General features: G+C 73.3%; 16 protein-coding genes. 7 read left to right on the forward strand and 9 right to left on the reverse strand.

Going from position 1 to position 17,278, the window contains the following annotated elements; translation table 11 throughout:
* Nucleotides 1-881 (reverse strand): FG-GAP repeat domain-containing protein (locus ACLQ2U_RS29205; protein ID WP_425754115.1); only part of this gene is annotated, 881 nt, incomplete at its 3' end.
* Between the two features lie 340 nt (nt 882-1,221).
* Between ACLQ2U_RS29205 and ACLQ2U_RS29210 the strand changes: the two genes are divergently transcribed.
* Nucleotides 1,222-3,069: an acyl-CoA dehydrogenase gene (locus tag ACLQ2U_RS29210; protein WP_425754116.1), complete on the forward strand. Its 1,848-nt coding sequence runs from the start codon at nt 1,222-1,224 to the stop codon at nt 3,067-3,069.
* Between the two features lie 42 nt (nt 3,070-3,111).
* Here ACLQ2U_RS29210 and ACLQ2U_RS29215 read toward each other — a convergent pair whose 3' ends face one another.
* The 3 genes from ACLQ2U_RS29215 to ACLQ2U_RS29225 form a co-directional block, all read right to left on the reverse strand.
* Nucleotides 3,112-4,794, reverse strand: coding sequence for a long-chain-fatty-acid--CoA ligase (locus tag ACLQ2U_RS29215; protein WP_425754117.1), 1,683 nt, complete (start codon nt 4,792-4,794; stop codon nt 3,112-3,114).
* 115 nt (nt 4,795-4,909) lie between these two features.
* Nucleotides 4,910-5,623: a spermidine synthase gene (locus ACLQ2U_RS29220; RefSeq protein WP_425754118.1), complete on the reverse strand. Its 714-nt coding sequence runs from the start codon at nt 5,621-5,623 to the stop codon at nt 4,910-4,912.
* A gap of 247 nt (nt 5,624-5,870) precedes the next feature.
* The gene (locus ACLQ2U_RS29225) at nt 5,871-6,473 is read right to left on the reverse strand and encodes a class I SAM-dependent methyltransferase (RefSeq protein ID WP_425754119.1); all 603 of its coding nucleotides are present in this window, start codon (nt 6,471-6,473) and stop codon (nt 5,871-5,873) included.
* 69 nt (nt 6,474-6,542) lie between these two features.
* Between ACLQ2U_RS29225 and ACLQ2U_RS29230 the strand changes: the two genes are divergently transcribed.
* Nucleotides 6,543-7,235 (forward strand): hypothetical protein, encoded by a 693-nt coding sequence (locus ACLQ2U_RS29230; RefSeq protein ID WP_425754120.1) that lies wholly within the window; start codon nt 6,543-6,545, stop codon nt 7,233-7,235.
* A gap of 78 nt (nt 7,236-7,313) precedes the next feature.
* Nucleotides 7,314-8,699 carry a type VII secretion protein EccB gene (eccB, locus tag ACLQ2U_RS29235; protein ID WP_425754121.1) on the forward strand — a complete coding sequence of 462 codons (1,386 nt, stop codon included), beginning with the start codon at nt 7,314-7,316 and terminating at the stop codon, nt 8,697-8,699.
* Between the two features lie 40 nt (nt 8,700-8,739).
* On the opposite strand, the gene ACLQ2U_RS29240 is transcribed toward eccB, so the two are convergent.
* The 4 genes from ACLQ2U_RS29240 to ACLQ2U_RS29255 all read right to left on the reverse strand — a co-directional run bounded on the left by ACLQ2U_RS29240 (nt 8,740) and on the right by ACLQ2U_RS29255 (nt 12,833).
* On the reverse strand, nt 8,740-9,345 hold the full coding sequence (locus ACLQ2U_RS29240; RefSeq protein ID WP_425754122.1) for a class I SAM-dependent methyltransferase: 606 nt from the start codon (nt 9,343-9,345) through the stop codon (nt 8,740-8,742).
* Nucleotides 9,346-9,616: 271 nt separating this feature from the next.
* Entirely contained in the window at nt 9,617-10,483 is an 867-nt protein-coding gene (locus ACLQ2U_RS29245; protein ID WP_425754123.1) for a carbohydrate ABC transporter permease, read from the reverse strand.
* Entirely contained in the window at nt 10,483-11,442 is a 960-nt protein-coding gene (locus ACLQ2U_RS29250) for a carbohydrate ABC transporter permease (protein ID WP_425754124.1), read from the reverse strand. The genes ACLQ2U_RS29245 and ACLQ2U_RS29250 overlap by 1 nt, the downstream gene beginning before the upstream one ends.
* Nucleotides 11,439-12,833, reverse strand: coding sequence for an ABC transporter substrate-binding protein (locus ACLQ2U_RS29255; protein ID WP_425754125.1), 1,395 nt, complete (start codon nt 12,831-12,833; stop codon nt 11,439-11,441). The genes ACLQ2U_RS29250 and ACLQ2U_RS29255 overlap by 4 nt, the downstream gene beginning before the upstream one ends.
* 116 nt (nt 12,834-12,949) lie before the next feature.
* Between ACLQ2U_RS29255 and ACLQ2U_RS29260 the strand changes: the two genes are divergently transcribed.
* The 3 genes from ACLQ2U_RS29260 to ACLQ2U_RS29270 all read left to right on the forward strand — a co-directional run bounded on the left by ACLQ2U_RS29260 (nt 12,950) and on the right by ACLQ2U_RS29270 (nt 16,213).
* On the forward strand, nt 12,950-13,987 hold the full coding sequence (locus ACLQ2U_RS29260) for a zinc-dependent alcohol dehydrogenase (RefSeq protein ID WP_425754126.1): 1,038 nt from the start codon (nt 12,950-12,952) through the stop codon (nt 13,985-13,987).
* A gap of 1 nt (nt 13,988) precedes the next feature.
* Nucleotides 13,989-14,807 carry a sugar phosphate isomerase/epimerase family protein gene (locus ACLQ2U_RS29265; RefSeq protein ID WP_425754127.1) on the forward strand — a complete coding sequence of 273 codons (819 nt, stop codon included), beginning with the start codon at nt 13,989-13,991 and terminating at the stop codon, nt 14,805-14,807.
* A 107-nt stretch (nt 14,808-14,914) separates the two neighbouring features.
* A complete protein-coding gene (locus ACLQ2U_RS29270) occupies nt 14,915-16,213 on the forward strand; it encodes an MGH1-like glycoside hydrolase domain-containing protein (RefSeq protein ID WP_425754150.1) in 1,299 nt (432 codons plus the stop codon).
* Nucleotides 16,214-16,222: 9 nt separating this feature from the next.
* Here the strand turns inward: ACLQ2U_RS29270 and ACLQ2U_RS29275 are convergent, their stop codons facing one another.
* Nucleotides 16,223-16,501 (reverse strand): hypothetical protein, encoded by a 279-nt coding sequence (locus tag ACLQ2U_RS29275; protein WP_425754128.1) that lies wholly within the window; start codon nt 16,499-16,501, stop codon nt 16,223-16,225.
* Nucleotides 16,502-16,655: 154 nt separating this feature from the next.
* Here ACLQ2U_RS29275 and ACLQ2U_RS29280 point away from each other — a divergent pair, with 154 nt between their 5' ends.
* Entirely contained in the window at nt 16,656-17,066 is a 411-nt protein-coding gene (locus ACLQ2U_RS29280) for a DUF2267 domain-containing protein (RefSeq protein ID WP_425754129.1), read from the forward strand.
* Nucleotides 17,067-17,278: the final 212 nt, after the last annotated feature.

The raw sequence follows: 17,278 nt of genomic DNA on the forward strand, positions 1-17,278 counted from the left end.
CCGTTGGTCAGGTACCAGGTGGAGTTGCCGGGGCGGAACACGCCGACGGTGTCCTTGCCGTCGTTGTTCCAGTCGCCCGCCACCGGAATGTCGCCCGACGGGCCGTGGCCGAACTTGAAGACGCTGGTCGCGACTCCGCTGTTGGTGTCGCGCAGGTAGAACGTCGAGTTGCTCGGGCGGAAGACGCCGACGGTGTCGACACCGTCACCATTCCAGTCACCCGAGATCGGAACGTCCTCGAGGCGAGCGCCCGCAGAGTTCCAGAGGGCGTCGACGATGATCTGTGCGTCCGGCGCCTGAACCTGGTACTTGCTGGGGTAGGCCGACACCTGCACCCTCTGGCAGACATCGCCGATCGCGGCGGTGGCCCAGGTGCCATTGGGGTACTTGTCCTCCATGGCGTTGAGGAAGGCATTCGTGGCCCAGGTCGGGTTGAGCCGCTGAGCGCGGGTGCCCCACCATTCCTGCTGTTGGAACAGACCAAGACTGGTGTGGTCCACCTCCTCGCTGATGTTCTGCAGATGAGTTTCGACGATCACGGTGGTGACCGCGATGACAGCGGCGCGCGAGGCGAGGCCACGTGCTCGTACCGCCTCGACCACCTCCCTTGCGCAGGAGACGCGGTACGCCGTCAGGTTGTTCCGCATATCGGAATTCAGCTGCGGATTCAGCTGGGTAGCGAGGGCCGCATCGGTTGCGGTGGGGCCGTCGGGATCACAAGGGTCCGTCTGGTACAGCGCGTTCACCGAGGCGAGGGCCGGCGGCAGGTCCGGCTGCTCGCCGACTTCGGCGCCGAATGCGGGGGACGCTCCCAACAGTGCGGTCGTGGCCAGCGCGACCGTGGCGCAGAGGGGCGCTACTTTCGAGAGAACGTTGTTCACCAGTGGTAATCCATTCGCCGAGGACCTCCAACTACAGGCCCGGGTCCCACTGACCGGGCTTGTGCCCTAGAGGCTCCTGCACGCCCCTTACGAGGGGCTGAAGCATGACTTTCAGGACCGATCCCGTACCTGGCCGGCACAGCCGGCGCCGCCGTGCCGGCTACAGCGAGTGACGCCTCTCGGCGGCGTCAACAGGAGCAGCAGTCGCGCTGCAAAGTCAGCCCGCTATCAGAGACCAGAGGCGGCGGAAGGTGCGCCGGCCGGCCCGATCAGCCAGGATGACCTCCGGGAGGCCGTCGCCGGGCTGCGCCGCGGCTGACCGACCGATGGAAGGAGAGCCGTGTCGTCCACCCTGCTGTCCCGGCGTGACCTGCGCTTCCTGCTCCACGAGTGGCTGGACGTGACCCGGTTGACCGAGCGCCCCCGCTACGCCGAGCACTCCCGGGAGACCTTCGACGACGTCCTCGACCTCGCCGAGCGGGTCGCCACCGAGCACTTCGCCCCGCACAACCGGGCCGCCGACACCACCGAGCCGACCTTCGACGGCCGCCGGGTGCACACCATCCCGCAGGTCAAGGCGGCGTTGGACGTGTTCGGCCGGACGGGGCTGCTGGCCGCCAGCCTGGACTCCTCCGTCGGCGGGATGCAGCTGCCGCACGTGGTCTCCGCCGCCGCCTTCGCCTTCTTCCAGGCCGCGAACGTGGGGACGTCGGCGTACCCGTTCCTCACCCTGGGCAACGCCAACCTGCTGCTCACCCACGGCAGCGCGGAGCAGATCGACACCTACGTCCGGCCGATGGTCGAGGGCCGGTTCTTCGGCACGATGTGCCTGTCCGAGCCGCAGGCCGGCAGCTCGCTGGCCGACATCACCACCCGGGCCGAGCCGCAGGACGACGGGACGTACCGGCTCTTCGGCACCAAGATGTGGATCTCCGGCGGCGAGCACGAGCTGGCTGGGAACATCGTCCACCTGGTGCTCGCCCGGATCCCCGGCGGTCCGCCCGGGGTCAAGGGGATCTCCCTGTTCATCGTGCCCAAGGTCCTGGTCGGAGCGGACGGCACGCTCGGCGCGCGCAACGACGTGGTGCTGGTCGGCCTCAACCACAAGATGGGCTACCGGGGCACCACCAACACCTTGCTCAACTTCGGCGAGGGGGTGCACCGCCCGGACGGGCGCCCCGGCGCGGTCGGCCACCTGGTGGGGGAGCCGCACCAGGGCCTCGCCCAGATGTTCCACATGATGAACGAGGCGCGCATCGGCGTCGGGGCCGGCGCCACCGCGCTCGGCTACACCGGCTACCTGAAGTCCCTGGCGTACGCCCGCCAGCGCCCGCAGGGCCGCCCCGCCACCGACAAGGACCCGACGGCGCCGCAGGTGCCGATCGTCACCCACCCCGACGTGCGGCGGATGCTGCTGGCCCAGAAGAGCTACACGGAGGGTGCGCTGGCGCTGGTGCTCTACTGCGGACGGCTGCTCGACGAGCAGAAGACCGCCCCGGCCGAGGCGGACCGGGATCGCGCGCACCTGCTGCTCGACATGCTCACCCCGATCGCGAAGAGCTGGCCGTCGCAGTGGTGCCTGGCCGCCAACGACCTGGCCATCCAGGTGCACGGCGGCTACGGCTACACCCGCGACTACGACGTGGAGCAGCACTGGCGGGACAACCGGCTCAACCCGATCCACGAGGGCACCCACGGCATCCAGGCGCTCGACCTGCTCGGCCGCAAGGCCACCATGCGCGGCGGGGCCGGCCTGGCCCTGCTGTTGGAGACGATCGGCGCCACCGTGAGCCGGGCCGGGAAGGCCGACGGGGAGGCCGCCGTGCTGGCCGGGCAGCTGGGCGCCGCGGTGGACCGGATCGGCGCCACCACCCGCCGGCTCTGGAGCGCCGGCGACCCGGCGCTCGCCCTGGCCAACGCCAGCGCCTACCTCGAGGCCGTCGGCCACGTGGTGATCGCCTGGATGTGGCTGGAGCAGCTGCTCGCCGTCGACGCGGCGACCGGTCCGGTGGCCGTCGGCGACAGCGCGCCGACGTCCCGGCACGGCGCGGACACCAGCTTCTACGCCGGCAAGCGCCAGGCGGCGCGGTACTTCTTCCGCCACGAACTGCCCCGCACCGCCGCCCAGTTCGACCTGCTGGACAGCCTGGACCGGACCACGCTGGACATGCGCGACGACTGGTTCTGAGCGCGTTGGGCCGTCGTCGCGCGGGCGGCGGCCCGGTGCGGTTCAGCCCTCGGCGAGCAGGCGGTCGCGGACCTCGCGGCGCAGGATCTTGCCGATCTGCGAGCGGGGCAGGTCGTCGACCACCACCACCCGGCGCGGCACCTTGTAGGCGGTGAGGTGCTCCCGGCAGGCCGTCCGGATGCCCTCCGCGTCGGTCGTGCAGTCCTCGTGCAGCACCACCGCGGCGACCACCTCCTCGCCGCCGTGCCCGCCGGGCAGGCCGACCGCGGCGGCCTCGCGTACCCCGGACACCCGGCGCAGCGCGTTCTCCACCTCGGACGGGTAGACGTTGAAGCCGCCGGTGATGATGAGCTCCTTGATCCGGTCGACCACGCTGACGAAGCCGTCCGGGTCCATCACCACGACGTCGCCGGTCCGCAGCCAGCCGCCGGGCAGCAGCACCGCCGCGGTCTCCTCGGGGCGGTTCCAGTAGCCGGAGAAGACCTGCGGGCCCCGGATCAGCAGCTCGCCGGCCTGCCCGGGGGCGCGGTCCCGGGGCGGGTCCTCGGGGTCGACGATGCGGACCTCGGTGGACGGGAACGGTACCCCGACCGTGCCGGGCCGGCGGGCGGGGGAGACCGGGTTGCCCAGCGCCACCGGCGAGGTCTCGGTCATCCCGTACCCCTCGACGAGCAGGCCACCGGTGACCGACTCCCACAGCTCCACGGTGGACGGCGGCAGGGCCATCGCCCCGGAGATCGCGTACCGGGCCGAGGTGAGGTCGACGCCGCGCTCCCGGGCTGCGGCGGCGAGCCGCTGGTAGATCGGCGGGACGGCGGGCAGGAACGTCGGTGGGCGGCGGCGTACCCCGTCCAGGGTCTGGTCGAGGTCGAACCGAGGGAAGAGCACCAGCGTGGCCCCGATGCTCACCGAGAAGGTCAGGCAGAGCGTCAGCCCGTACGCGTGGAACAGCGGTAGGACCGCGTACACCGTCTCCTCGCCGTCGCGCAGGCCGGGCACCCAGGCGCGGCCCTGCGCGGCGTTGGCCCGCAGATTGCGGTGGGTCAGGACGGCGCCCTTCGGCGTCCCGGTGGTGCCCCCGGTGTACTGCAGCAGCGCGGTGTCGTCGGCGCCCGGCGCGGGATGGTCGTCGGCCAGCGGAGCCGCGGCGGTCAGCAGGTCGTCCCAGCGCAGCGCCCCCGGCGCCGGGGACGTCATCGCGGCGCGGGTGGCCCGGACCTTCGGCAGCGGCAGCCGCAGCGCCCACCGCTTGACCCGGGGCAGCGCCCGACTCAGGTCCACCGCGACCACCGTCTCCACCGCGCCGACGCCCCGCACCAGCGGCGCCACCTTGTCCCAGGCCACGGCCACCCGGGCGCCGTGGTCGGCGAGCTGGTGGCCCAGCTCCTGCGGGGTGTAGAGCGGATTGTGCTCGACCACCACCGCGCCCAGGCGCAGCACGGCGTAGAAGGCGACCACGTGCTGCGGGCAGTTCGGCAGCACCAGGGCCACCCGGTCGCCCGCGCCCACGCCGAGCCGGCGCAGCGCCTCCGCGGCCCGGGCCACCTGGCCGTCCAGCTCGGCGTACGTGGTGGTGGCGCCGAAGAAGTCCAGCGCCACCCGGGGACCGAACCGGCGCGCCGCGGCGCGGAGCAGGTCGACCAGCGACTCGTCCGACGGCGCGATGGTGGCCGGCACGTCGGGCGCGTAGCTGCGCAGCCAGGGCCGCTCGGCGGTCAGGTCCATCAGTCTCCCCTCGCTGTCACCGTGGCGTGCCGCACCCACCGGGCCGTACGCCACGGTCCAGCCTAATCTACGGGCCGGTAACCTACGGTGGCGTAAGTGCCGGTGGGGAGCGGCTTCACCGCCGGGCGACGTAGACGGTGTTGGCCGATTCGCCGCCGGTCAGCGGGTTGGCGAACCGGACGACGTGGGCCTGCCAGGTCGGGAACACCTCGGCGAGCACCCGGCCGAAATCCTCGTCCGGCGGGTCGTCGGACCAGAGCGCGAAGACCCCGTCCGGGTGCAGCAGGTCGGCGAGGCGACGCAGGCCGTCGGGGGTGTAGAAGGCGGCGTGGCTGGGATGCAGGACGTTGCGGGGGGAGTGGTCCACGTCCAGCAGCACCGCGTGGAAGCGGCGGTCGGGGGCGTCCGGGTCGAGGCCGTCGCCGCCGGCCACCGCGGCGAAGAAGTCGGCCCGGACGAACCGGGTACGCGGGTCGACGGCCAGCCCGGCGGCGAAGGGGAGCAGTTGGCGCCGGTGCCAGTCGATGACGTCCTCGATCGCCTCGACCACCACCAGCGACCGCACCCGGGGGTCCTCCAGCGCGGTCCGGGCGGTGTAGCCGAGGCCGAGCCCGCCGACCACCACGTCGAGGGCGTCGCCGGCCAGCGGCGCCAGCCCCAGCCGGGCCAGCTCGATCTCCGCCACCGGGAAGAGACTGGACATCAGGAACTCGTCGTCGAGCTTCACCTCGTACACGTCGACGTCCACCGCCGGGTCGTGCCGCCGGCGCAGGCTGATCGCGCCGATCGGGGTCTCCCGCCAGGCCAGTTCCTCGAATCGTGCGCCCACCCGGCCGCCTCCCTGCCGTCGCCGTCCGTGCGGGATGCTACCGGTGCGCCCGCCGGCGGCGCGGATTTCCGGCGCAGTCCAAGCAGGGCAACCCGATCCGCCTCATCCTGCGCCCCTGACCGAGGCCCGGCCCGGCCGGTGATGGGCGGGCGGGATGGGCCCGAGCCACGCCATGGACCTGATGACGTGGACGAATCAGCCGGCCGGGGTCGGAGTCCGGGCGGCAGTGGATCCGCCGTCCCGCCGGTCAGGCCGGCTCGGTCGCCACCACCAGCGTGTCGAGCGCATCCACGGTCGTCCCGTCCACGGTGACCGGCCGGCGGACCGTACCGGCCCGCTCCAACCGCAGCCAGTCGAGCCCGTTGACCACCGCCTCCGGGGTCAGCAGGAGCTCCGGGTCCCGAGGGCCGCCGACGCCACCGTCGAGGTTGGCCCGGTCGTGTCCGACGACGACGATCGTGCCGCCGGGTCGCAGCGCCGCCCGCGCCCCGGCCAGCGCCGTCGCGAACTGGGCCGGCGGCAGGTGCAGGTAGGCGATCAGGACCAGGTCGTACCGGCCGGGCTCGGGGACATCCGTGGTGACGTCCGCGACCCGCCACCGCACCGGTACGCCCCGACGCGCGGCGAGCTCCCGCCCCCGCGCGACCGCGACCGGGGAGAAGTCGACCGCGGTAACCCGCCAGCCGTGCGTGGCCAGCCAGACCGCGTTGCGGCCCTCCCCGGCGGCGAGATCGAGCGCGTCACCCGGGGGCAGGTCGGTGACCGCCTCGACCACGAAGCGGTTCGGTTCGGCGGTCCACACCAGCTCCGCCGAGGCGGCGTACCGGGCGTCCCAGTCGTTGCTGTCCACCGTCCGGTTATACGCCACCCGGCGGAAACCCCGATGCGGCCCGTGCGGTGGCCGGGAAGGATGGCCGCCGTGACGGGGGATGACGGCGGCTCGGCGCACCAGCGGCGGTTCGACGCTGCCATGACCCGGACGCGGCGGCTGACCATGATCCCGGTGCTGGAGCGCTGGTCGTACGCCTGTCCGTACTGGCCGGTAGAGCCGGGTGGGTTCCTCGTCCCGGTGCCCCGCCGTCCGACGCCGGCGCAGGTCGGCACCGTGGTGTGGGCGCTGGTCGGGCCGGGCGTCACCGCCGACGACCTGTCGACGTCGGCGGTGGACGCGACCGGGGCGGTCGAGGAGTACCTCACGGGCGACAACGGCTACGCCGCCGGCGGCCTGCGGGTGACCGACGGGGAGGTCGTCGTCGACCCGGGCTGCTGCGTCGGCCTCGACGAGTGGCGCGACTGGCGGGAGGCGCTCGACGGGCACGTGCCCTACCTCGGCCACGACCCGGACGTGCTGCTGGAACACCGCGGCCCGGTGCTGCGGCTGTGGAAGAGCCGCGACGAGCTGCCGGCCGGGGCCGTTCCCCGGCCGGACGAGCAGTACCTCGACATCCCGCGCGACGTGCTTCCCCAGCTGCTCCGCTCCGTCCAGCAGGACCTGACCGGCTTACTCACCGCGCTCCTGCCGTGGGCGCGGGACACCGTCCCCGATCTCGCCGGTCCGCTCGTGGCCTCGGTGGACGAGCGGCTGCGCATCAGCGCGCCGCTGGACGTGTGAGCCGCCGGCGACGCAGGGTCTCCGGGACATAGACGGAACGCATATCCTGTGCGGCGACGAATCGCCGGAAGGGACACCATGCCGTCGCGGCAGGATCAGCTCCACTCGTACCAGTTCACCGTCCAGCGGGCGGTCGCCGCGCTGGTCATGCGGGAGACCGATCCGGCGCGGTCGCCGTTCCGCCGGCTGGCCGGCGCCGGCCTGGCCAGCGTCCTGGTGGCGGCGATCGGGCTCGGTGGCTCCGCCCTCTACGGCCTGTTCGCCGGCGGCGGTACGAAGTGGCGCGCCGCCGGTGCGGTGATCGTCGAGAAGGAGTCCGGCGCCCGCTTCGTCTACCGCGAGGGCAAGCTGCACCCGGTGCTCAACTACGCCTCGGCACTGCTGATCATCGGGGCGGAGCGGTCCAGCACCGTGCTGGTCTCCCGCCGCTCCATCGAGGGCGTGCCGCGCGGGCTGCCGCTGGGCATCGCCGACGCGCCGGACTCGCTGCCCGCGCCGGGGCGGCTGTCGACCGCCCAGTGGACGGTCTGCTCGGTGACCCCGGCTGCGGCGGACCGGTCGGCCCCCCGGTCGGCCCTGCTGATCGGCCGGGACGCCACCGGCGGGCGGGCGCTGGGCGAGGAGGGCCTGCTGGTCCGGCATCCGGACGGCAGCCTGCACCTGGTGTGGCACCAGCGGCGCTACCTGCTGCGCGACACCAGCCGGGTGCTGGCGGCGCTGGCCGCGACCCGGGAACGGGCCGTGCCGGTGGCGCCGGCCCTGCTCAACACGCTGCCCGCGGGCGTCGACCTGGCCCCGCCGGCCCTGCCTGACCTCGGGAAACCGTCCGTCCAGGTCGCCGGTGCCGCCGTCGGCGACGTCTACCTGGTCCGCAACTCCGGCGGCGGCCGGCAGTACGCCGTCGCGGCCCGGGACGGCCTCGCCGGCATCACCGAACTGCAGGCGGCGTTGCTGATGGCGCGTACCGGCCAGGGTGAGCCGGATCCGGTCACCCTCGGCCGGTTCGCGGCGCTGCCGAAGCTGCCGGATCTCGTCCCCAGCGGTCCCACCGCGCCGCCCTCCTCGCCGCCCCGCCTGGCCGGGGTGGACGGCGGCGGGCTGTGCAGCGGGGTCGGCGACGACGGCGAGGTCAGTGCCGTCCGGATCGGCGCCGCAGTGCCGGACCTGCCCGCCGCCGCCCGCACCGGCGGGCAGGGACGGGGCGCGCTCGCCGACCACGTGGTGGTCGAGCCCGGCGGTGGCGCGGTGGTCGAGTCGGTCGCCGCGCCGGGCGCGACCGGCGGCGCCGTCTCCGTCGTCACCGACCTGGGCCGGCGGTACGTGCTGGCCGAGGGCGACGTGCTCGGCATGCTCGGCTACCGCGACGTGAAGCCGGTCCGGCTGCCCGCCGGGCTGGTCAGCCTGGTGCCGGCCGGTAGCACCCTGGACCCGGCCGCGGCCCGGGTCGTCGCCGCCCCGGCCTGACCGGTCGGCCGGCCCGACGAACGGCCCCCGGAGACCCCGGTCAGCGAGCCGGGCGGCGCAGCACGCTGACCGCGAAGTCCGCGTCGTCCCGCCAGGGCCGCAGGTCCCAGGTGGCGAAGCGCTGCTCGGGACGCAGGCCGGCGCTGACCGCGTCGGCGTCGAAGTCCTCGATCCGGTATCCCCGGTCGGTGCCGAAGCCGACCAGCACCACGCCGTCGGGCGTCAGGTGCGCGCCGATCCGGGCCAGCACGTCGCGTTCGGTGCCGGGGGCGACGAAAGCCATCACGTTGCCGGCCACCACGGCGGCGTCGAACGGTTCCGGCTCGCCGGCCGCGGCCAGGTCCAGCTCGGCCAGGTCGCCGACGAGCCAGAGCGGGCCGGGGTGGTCGGCGCGGGCGGCCTCCACCAGGGCCGGGTCGGCGTCCACCCCGACCACCCTGTGGCCGCGGGCGGCGAGCGCGGCGCCGACCCGGCCGGTGCCGCAGCCGGCGTCGAGGATCCGTGACCCGGGCGGCACCATCGCGTCCACCAGGCGGGCCTCGCCGGCGAGGTCCGCCCCCTCGGCGGCGAGTTTGCGGAAGCGGTCGATGTACCACTGCGAGTGCCCGGGACCGGTCTCGGTCGTCCAGCGGGTCGGGTTGGTCATGCCGCCACGGTAACCGGCGGTCCGGCGGCCGTCCCGGCGGTCAGCGCAGCCGGGCTACGGTGACGAACTCGTATGAGGTGGTGCTGACGCACCTCCGGCGTACCCGCGCATGGCACGCCACCGGCCTCCCCGTACCCGCCGACGCGGGCTCCCAACAGATGCTGCGGACGACGCGGCCGATCGGCACCCCCCAATGATCACGTGCTTCGTCGGGTGTGGGTCACCGGGACGGACGGTGACCGGCGTACGGCCACCGCCCGTCCGGGTTCGGTCAGCCCTTCTCCGCCCCCGCGGTGAGCCCCTCGGTGAGCAGTCGCTCGCTGGCGAAGAAGAGGATCACGATGGGCAGGGTGAGGATGACCGAACCGGCCATCAGCACGGTCTTGGGCACCTCGACGCCGTCGGCGAGCAGCGACAGCCCGAGTGACACCGTCCACCGGTTCGGCTTGTCGACCAGGAAGAGCAGGGCGAAGAGAAACTCGTTCCAGGCGATCATGAAGTCGTAGAGGGCGACCGCCATGATCGACGGGGCCGCTAGGGGCAGGCTGACCCGGCGGATGATGCCGAGCCGGCCGGCGCCGTCGATGGCGGCGGACTCCTCCAGGCTGATCGGGATGGTCTCGAAGTAGTTCTTCAACATGTAGACCGAGACCGGGAGGGTCTGCGAGATGTAGACCAGCACCAGCCCGAACAGCGACCCGCGCAGCCCGGCCCGGGTGAAGACCACGAAGAGCGGGATGGCGATGACGATGGACGGGAACAGGTAGACCGCCAGGAACAGGAAGTTGACCTGCCGCCGGCCGAAGAACCGCAGCCGGGAGACCGCGTACGCCCCGGGGATGGAGACCACCAGGGTCAGCAGCGTCGCGGCGATCGCGACGATGGCGCTGTTGCGAATGAAGGTGAGGAACCCCTGGCCGCCGTCGTCGGCGGCCTTGAGGACCTCGGTGTACGTGGCGACGGTGAACTCGCCGATCGGCACCCACAGCGAGCCGGGATCGAGCAGCAGCCGCTCGATCGGGCGCACCGAGAGCACCAGCATGTACCAGAACGGCAGCACGGTGATCACCAGGAACGCGGCGATCACCAGCCGGCGCAGCCAGCGCAGGGCCACCGTCTCGATCATGTCGCGGTCCATCACGCCTCCTTCCGCGCGGTGAAGAAGCGCAGGTAGATCACCACGAACACGATCAGCACCACGGCCAGCACGACCGCCTGCGCCGCCGCCGCGCCGATGTCGGTCCGGGCGGTGAGGAACTGGTAGACCCGGACGCTGACCACCTCGGTGCCGGCGGAACCGCCGGTGAGCAGGTAGACGTCGTCGAACTTGTTGAACGTCATGATGAACCGCAGCACCGCCAGCAGGGCGATCACCGGTAGCAGTTGCGGCAGCAGGATGTGCCGGAACCGCTGGGTCGGGGTGGCGCCGTCCACCCGGGCGGCCTCCTCCAGCTCACCGGGCACGGCCTGGAGCCGGGCGAGCAGGAACAGGAACGCGAACGGGAAGTAGCGCCAGGCCTCGAAGGCGATCACCGTCCAGAGCGCGGTCGAGTCCTGGGACAGGAAGGGGATCGGCGCGTCCCAGCCGAGGAACCGCCGGCCCCAGTCGTTGACGATGCCGAGCTGCGGGTCGAGCATCACCTGCCAGACGAACGCCACCGCGACCACCGGCGCCACGTACGGCAGCAGCATCGACGCGCGGACCAGGGTGCGGCCCCGGAACGGGCGGCGGACCACCAGCGCCGCCGTCAGGCCGATCAGGATCGACCCGAAGGTGCCGCCGACGCTGTAGACGAGGGTGGTCCAGAGGGTGTCGGCGAAGCCGGGGGTGTGCAGCACCCGGTCGAAGTTGCTCAGCGTCAGCTCGCCGAAGAGGCCGGTCTTGCGCAGGGTGGCCAGGCGTACCCGTTGGAAGGCCAGCACCACCGTCCAGACGATCGGGATGCCGATCACCGCGACCACGACGAGCAGGGTCGGGGCGACCAGGGCGAGGCCGGCCCGGGACTCACGGCGGCGCAGGGTGAGCGGGCGTCGACGGCCGGGACCAGGCCGCTCCCGTACGGGGGAGCGGCCGGTCTCCGGCGCGGCGGTGGTCAATTGACGCCCGCCTTGATCGCCTCGACGTCCTTTCTGGCCCGTGTGGCGGCCGCCGCGGCGTCGGACTTGCCGCCCACCACGTCGGCGAGCGCCTTGGGGACGGGGAGCTCGCCGAGGATCGCCCCGACCAGCTTGCCCTGGCCCTGCTGCAGCCCCCAGCGCTGGAAGGTGTCCGGGCTCTTGCGGAGGTCGGCCAGCACTTCGTCGCCGTACACCTCGGACAGCGGCTTCTTGGCGTCCACCCCGGCCCGGCTGGTGTTCCAGGCGGTGAGGAACTTCTCCTTGTCGTCGGCGGTGCCCTTGCGGACCGGGAAGCGCCCCTCCGGGGACATGCCGAACCAGCGCGGGTAGCCGTCGGAGAGCATGTACTCCACGAAGGACTTCGCCGGGTCGGCGGCGGCGCCGTCGAGCACCGCCCAGGAGCTGATCTCGCCGTACTGGGCCGGCTCGGTGCCGTTGGGGCCCTTGATCGCGGTGACGAAGCCGCTGTTCTTGGCCAGCCAGGTCGGATCCTTCGCGCACTGCGGGCAGGTCGGCTTGGCGTCGTTGCGCAGCCCGGCCAGCTCGTCCAGGATGAACGGCGACCAGATCAGCATGGCGGCCTTGCCGGCGAAGTAGGTGGCCCGGGTGGTGTCCACGTCCTGCGCGCCCTTGACCGAGTGCTGGCGCATCAGGTCACCGTAGAAGCGGAACGCCTCGACGCACTCCGGCGAGTCCAGCTTCACCGCCCCCGAGTCGTCGGTGAGCTGGCAGTTGTTGGCCAGCGCCAGGTGCTCGAAGGTCTGCTGGGTGAAGACGTCACCGGGCGCGGTGGCCGCGGTGATGCCGGCGACGCCGCCGGTGTTCAGCTTGGTCGCGGCGGCGGTGATCTTCTCGTACGTGTCGGGGGCCGGCAGGCCGGCCGCGTCGAAGAGGTCCTTGCGGTAGACCAGCAGCTGCCCCCACCCGTCGCTGGGCACGGAGAGCTGCTTGTCGCCGTCGGAGCTGAGCTCCAGGGCCCGGGGGGAGAAGGTGTCCCGCCCCAGGGCGTCGACGATCTGCTTGTTGGCGTCGGGATGGAGCAGCTCGTTGCCGGCGAGGGTCTGGATGCCGGCCAGCGAGACCGAACCGACCACGTCGGGCAGGTCGCCGGCGGCGGCGCTGGAGGCGATGAGGGACGGGAACTGGTCCTCGTTGACGGTGACCAGGTTGACCTTCACCCCGGTTTTCGCGGTGAAGTCGGCGATGATCGCCTTGGTGGCGGTGACCCGGTCGGCCACGTCCTCCAGGCTCCACACCGTTATTTCTGAACTGTCGCTTTTGGACTCGTCGTCGCTGCAGGCCAGCAGGCTTACCCCGGTTACTGCGAGGATCAGGGTGGCGGCCAGCATCCGCATCGGAGGGGATGACATCGGTGGCACTCCTCTCGAAGGGTACATGACGGATTCAACGTGCTGGATTGATCAATTACAAGACATATAGCGATTTTTTGTTAAGATTGAGCCCGGCACTTCCCGGGAGTGACGCCATGGGCAACTGGGTTGTCTCTCTGGCCGGGCCGCGGCGCGTCAGCCTCGAGCCCTGCCCCTCCGATCCGCTCGGCCCGGGCCAGGTGCGGGTCCGCACCTGCTTTTCCGGCATCTCCGCCGGCACCGAGCTCACCCTGTTCCGGGGCAGCAATCCCCGGCTCAGCAAGGACTGGGACGACGTCAGCCGGATGTTCGTCCCCCGCCAGACCCCCGTGCCGTACCCGCTGGTCGGCTTCGGCTACGAGGAGGTCGGCGAGCTCCTCGAGGTGGCGCCGGACGTGGCCGACCGCGATCCCGGCCAGCTCGTCTGGGGCATCTGGGGACACCGGGCGGAGGCGGTCCTACCGGCCGGCGCGGTCACCCCGCTCGCCCCCGGGCTCGACCCGCTCGCCGCCGTCTTCGCCCGCCCCGGCGCCATCGCGCTCACCGCCGTCCTCTCCGCCGACCTGCACCTCGGCGACTGGGTCGGAGTCTTCGGGCAGGGCGTCATCGGGCTGCTCGCCACCCGGCTCGCGGCGCTCTCCGGGGCCCGGGTGGTCGCGGTGGACCGGGTGTCCACCCGGCTGGCCATGGCCGCCCGCCTCGGCGCCCGGATCACCGTCGACGCCGGCGCCGAGTCGGCCGCCACCGTGCTGCACGGTGCCACCGACGGTCGCGGCGCGGACGTCTGCCTGGAGCTGTCCGGGGCGTACCCGGCGCTGCACGAGGCGATCCGCGCCACCACCCACGCCGGCCGCGTCGTGGCGGCCGGCTTCTACCAGGGCCAGGCCGACGGGCTCGGCCTCGGCGAGGAGTTCCACCACAACCGGATCCAGCTCGTGGCGGCCCAGGTCTCCGGACCCGCCCCGGCGCCCGGCCTGGCCGGCCGGTGGACCGGTGCCCGCATCGCCCACACCTTCATGGAGCTGGTGGCCGAGGGCAGCGTCGACCCGCTGCCGCTGGTGAGCCACGTCGTGGACGCCCGCGCGGTGGCCGACGCGCTGGCGTTGCTCGACCGCGGTGCCGATGACGTCCTACAAGTCGTACTGAGGTTCTGACATGTCCATCCCCCTCGCCTGCCAGGAGCAGCTGCTCCCGGGCACCAACCTGTCCCAGAAGTGGGCCCTCGCCGCCGCCCTCGGCTACGACGGCATCGAGCTGCGCGGCCGGGGCGACCTCGCCTTCGCCCGCCGGCTGCCGGAGCTGCGCCGGGCCCGCGCCGAGGGCGTGGTCATGCCGACCGTCTGCGTCGAGATGGACCACTTCATCGGTGACTTCGACCCGGAACGCTCCCGGGACGCGGTGGCCAACCTGCGCTCCCAACTGTCGGTGATCGCCGAGCTCGGCGGGATCGGCGCGATGACCCCCGCCGCCTGGGGGATGTTCTCCCGCCGGCTGCCGCCGTTCGAGCCGCCCCGCCCGCCCGCCGGCGACCGGCAGGTGCTGGTCGACGCCCTGGGCGCGCTGGGTGAGCACGCCCGGGCCGAGGGGGTCAGCCTCTTCCTGGAGCCGCTCAACCGGTACGAGGACCACATGGTCAACCGCCTCGACGAGGCGGTGGTGCTCTGTGCCGCCGTCGGCCTGCCCTCGGTACGGGTGGTCGCCGACACCTTCCACATGAACATCGAGGAGGACGACGTGCCCGCCGCGCTGCGCGCCGCCGCGCCGTACCTCGGGCACGTCCAGGTCAGCGACTCCAACCGGTACCAGCCGGGCGCCGGGCACCTGGACTGGCCGGCGATGGTCCGGACCCTGCTGGAGATCGGCTACTCCGGCTGGCTCGCTCTGGAGTGCCGGCTGCGCGCCGATCCGGTCCGTGCCCTCCAGCAGGCGGCGACCGTGCTGCGGCACGCCCAGCCCAGGCAGGCGGCCGCGTGAGCGCCGGGCCCGCCGGCCGGTCCGGCGCCGGTGTGCACCCCCCGGTCGGTGGTCTCGGCACCGCCCCGCGCGCCGCCGGGGCGCCCCCGCCGGGTCGCGGCGAGCGGATCGCCACGCTGCGCCGGCTCGCCCTGGCCACCCTGGACGGCAACTGGGAGCACGACCACACCGTGCCGTCGCGGACCCTCTACCCGCACCAGTGGAGCTGGGACTCGGCGTTCATCGCGATCGGGCTGGCCCACGTCCGGCCCGACCGCGCCTGGCGGGAGCTGCGTACCCTCTTCGCCGCCCAGTGGGCCGACGGGCGGGTGCCGCACATCGTGTTCAACCCGGCGCTGCGGGTCGGGTCGTACTTCCCCGGGCCGGAGTTCTGGGACTCGGCGGTCGCCGACGCCGCCCCGGCCGCCGCCACCTCCGGCCTGGTCCAGCCGCCGGTGCACGCCCTGGCGGCCTGGCTGGTGCACCGCCGGGCCCCGTCCGAGGCGTCGGTGCGGGAGCTGCGCTGGCTCTACCCGCGACTGGTGGCCCAGCAGCGCTACCTGACCGGCCAGCGGGACGTCGGCGGCGCCGGGTTGGCTGCGATCGTGCACCCGTGGGAGTCCGGCCTGGACAACAGCCCGGCCTGGGACGCCCCGATGGCGGCGGTGCCCGCCAACGCCGACGTGATGCGGGCGTACCGCCGGCACGACACCGTGCACGCCGACGCCGCCCACCGCCCCACCGACCTGGACTACGCGCGGTACGTCGCGATCGTCGCCGCCTACCGGGGACACGCCTACACCGACGCCGGGCTGGCCGGGCGGCACCCGTTCCTGGTGGAGTGCCCGCTGGTCAACGCGGCGCTGGGCGCGGCCGAGCACGCCCTCGCCCGGATCGCCGTGGTGGTCGGCGCGGATCCGGGACCGCACCAGGACCGGGCCGCCCGGATCACGAGGGCCCTGGTCGACCGGCTCCAGGACCCGGTCACCGGCGCGTTCCATCCGCGCGACCTGCGCACCGACCAGCTGATCCCGGCCCGTACGGTGCTCGGGCTGATGCCGCTGATCCTGCCCGACCTGTCCACCCGGCAGGCCGAGGCGGTGGTGGCCGAGGCGTGCTCCGCGCGGTTCGGCCTGGCGGCCCGGATGGACCGTCCGCTGCCCAGCCACGACCGGACCGCGCCGGACTTCGAACCGCTGCGCTACTGGCGCGGTCCGAGCTGGATGAACACCAACTGGCTGCTCTGGCGAGGGCTGCGCACCCACGAACGGCCCGACCTGGCCGCCGGTCTGCGGGAGTCCATGCTGGAGCTGGCCGCCACCGCCGGCTGCCACGAGTACTTCCACCCGGACACCGGCGCCGGCCTGGGCTCCCCAGCCTTCAGCTGGACGGCCTCCCTCCTCCTGGACGCCCTCGCCGAGGAGTGAGCCGGAGGGTCAGGCGATGCCGGCGGGAGTGGTGGTGGCGGCGCGGAGAGCGGCCAGCGGGGCGTCGTCGACGGCGTAGCCGAGCGCGTCGACGACCTCGACCACGCCGCTGACCTGGGCGGCGAGGCGCAGCGCCAGGTGCACGGTCAACCAGCGGTCCAGCTGGCCGGCCACCTCGCGCTGGCCGCGGCCGGGATGTCCGCCGCCGCGCTGGTCACCCGGTGCTCGCCGGGGTGGTCGACCGCGCGGATCCCGGGCGCGGACGGCGCGCGGGAAGGCGACGGTCACGAGCCGGCGGGGCGACCGGACCGGCCGGGGGCGGCCGACCGGGGGGTCGGCGGCGTCGGCGGGGGACTGAACCGGCGCCGTTTGCGCCGACCCGGCCCGGGTAACCGCGACCGGTGTCCGGCGCGCCGCGCGCCGCGCTGGGAAGGAGGGCGAGGTGCGGTTTCCCCACTTCGTCGCCGCGGTGGCCCGGCGGGCCGAACTGCCACCGGAGACGGCCGCCGCGATCGCCCGGGCCGCGCTGCTGACGGTGGCGCAGCGGGTCAGCGCCGGGGAGACCGGCGACCTGGCCGCCCAACTGCCGGACGACCTGAGCGGCTACCTCACGGCTCCCACGTCCGGGGACGCGGCCGGTGGGGGGGAGAGGTTCGGGCCGGTCGAGTTCCTCCGGCGGGTGGCCGAGCGGGCCGGGGTGGAGCCGGCGACCGCACAGGTCGGGGTGCGGGCGGTGTTCGCGACCCTGCGCGAGGCGGTCACGGTCGGCGAGTTCCAGAACCTGATCGCACAGTTGCCGAAAAGTTTCACCAGGGACGTCGATACGGGGACACCGCCGCCGTACGATCGGTGACGTCCCGGCGACCCCGGGCAGCCGTACTGAGCTGCCGTTAAGTGTCCGACCGAGGTGGAAAATCGCCGGCCTGCAAGCTCTTGCACCGCAAAATTACCCGCCGGTACACGCCTAGGCTGATACTCCTCTTCGCGCCAGGGGGATGATCGGCCGATTTTCGACACCCGATCACCGCCGCGTTCTCGGCCCTTCGGGTCGACTCCGATCGATGG

Origin of the sequence: Micromonospora sp. DT47, from assembly GCF_049844475.1 — a bacterium.
In the GTDB taxonomy this organism is placed as follows: Bacteria; Actinomycetota; Actinomycetes; order Mycobacteriales; family Micromonosporaceae; genus Micromonospora.

Bases quoted from the DNA above. Each gene is read 5' to 3' on its own strand.
- ACLQ2U_RS29260 (WP_425754126.1), top strand. From the start codon at position 12,950: ATGGGCAACTGGGTTGTCTCTCTGGCCGGGCCGCGGCGCGTCAGCCTC.
- ACLQ2U_RS29245 (WP_425754123.1), bottom strand. From the start codon at position 10,483: ATGGACCGCGACATGATCGAGACGGTGGCCCTGCGCTGGCTGCGCCGG.
- eccB (WP_425754121.1), top strand. From the start codon at position 7,314: ATGCCGTCGCGGCAGGATCAGCTCCACTCGTACCAGTTCACCGTCCAG.
- ACLQ2U_RS29240 (WP_425754122.1), bottom strand. From the start codon at position 9,345: ATGACCAACCCGACCCGCTGGACGACCGAGACCGGTCCCGGGCACTCG.
- ACLQ2U_RS29255 (WP_425754125.1), bottom strand. From the start codon at position 12,833: ATGTCATCCCCTCCGATGCGGATGCTGGCCGCCACCCTGATCCTCGCA.
- ACLQ2U_RS29215 (WP_425754117.1), bottom strand. From the start codon at position 4,794: ATGGACCTGACCGCCGAGCGGCCCTGGCTGCGCAGCTACGCGCCCGAC.
- ACLQ2U_RS29265 (WP_425754127.1), top strand. From the start codon at position 13,989: ATGTCCATCCCCCTCGCCTGCCAGGAGCAGCTGCTCCCGGGCACCAAC.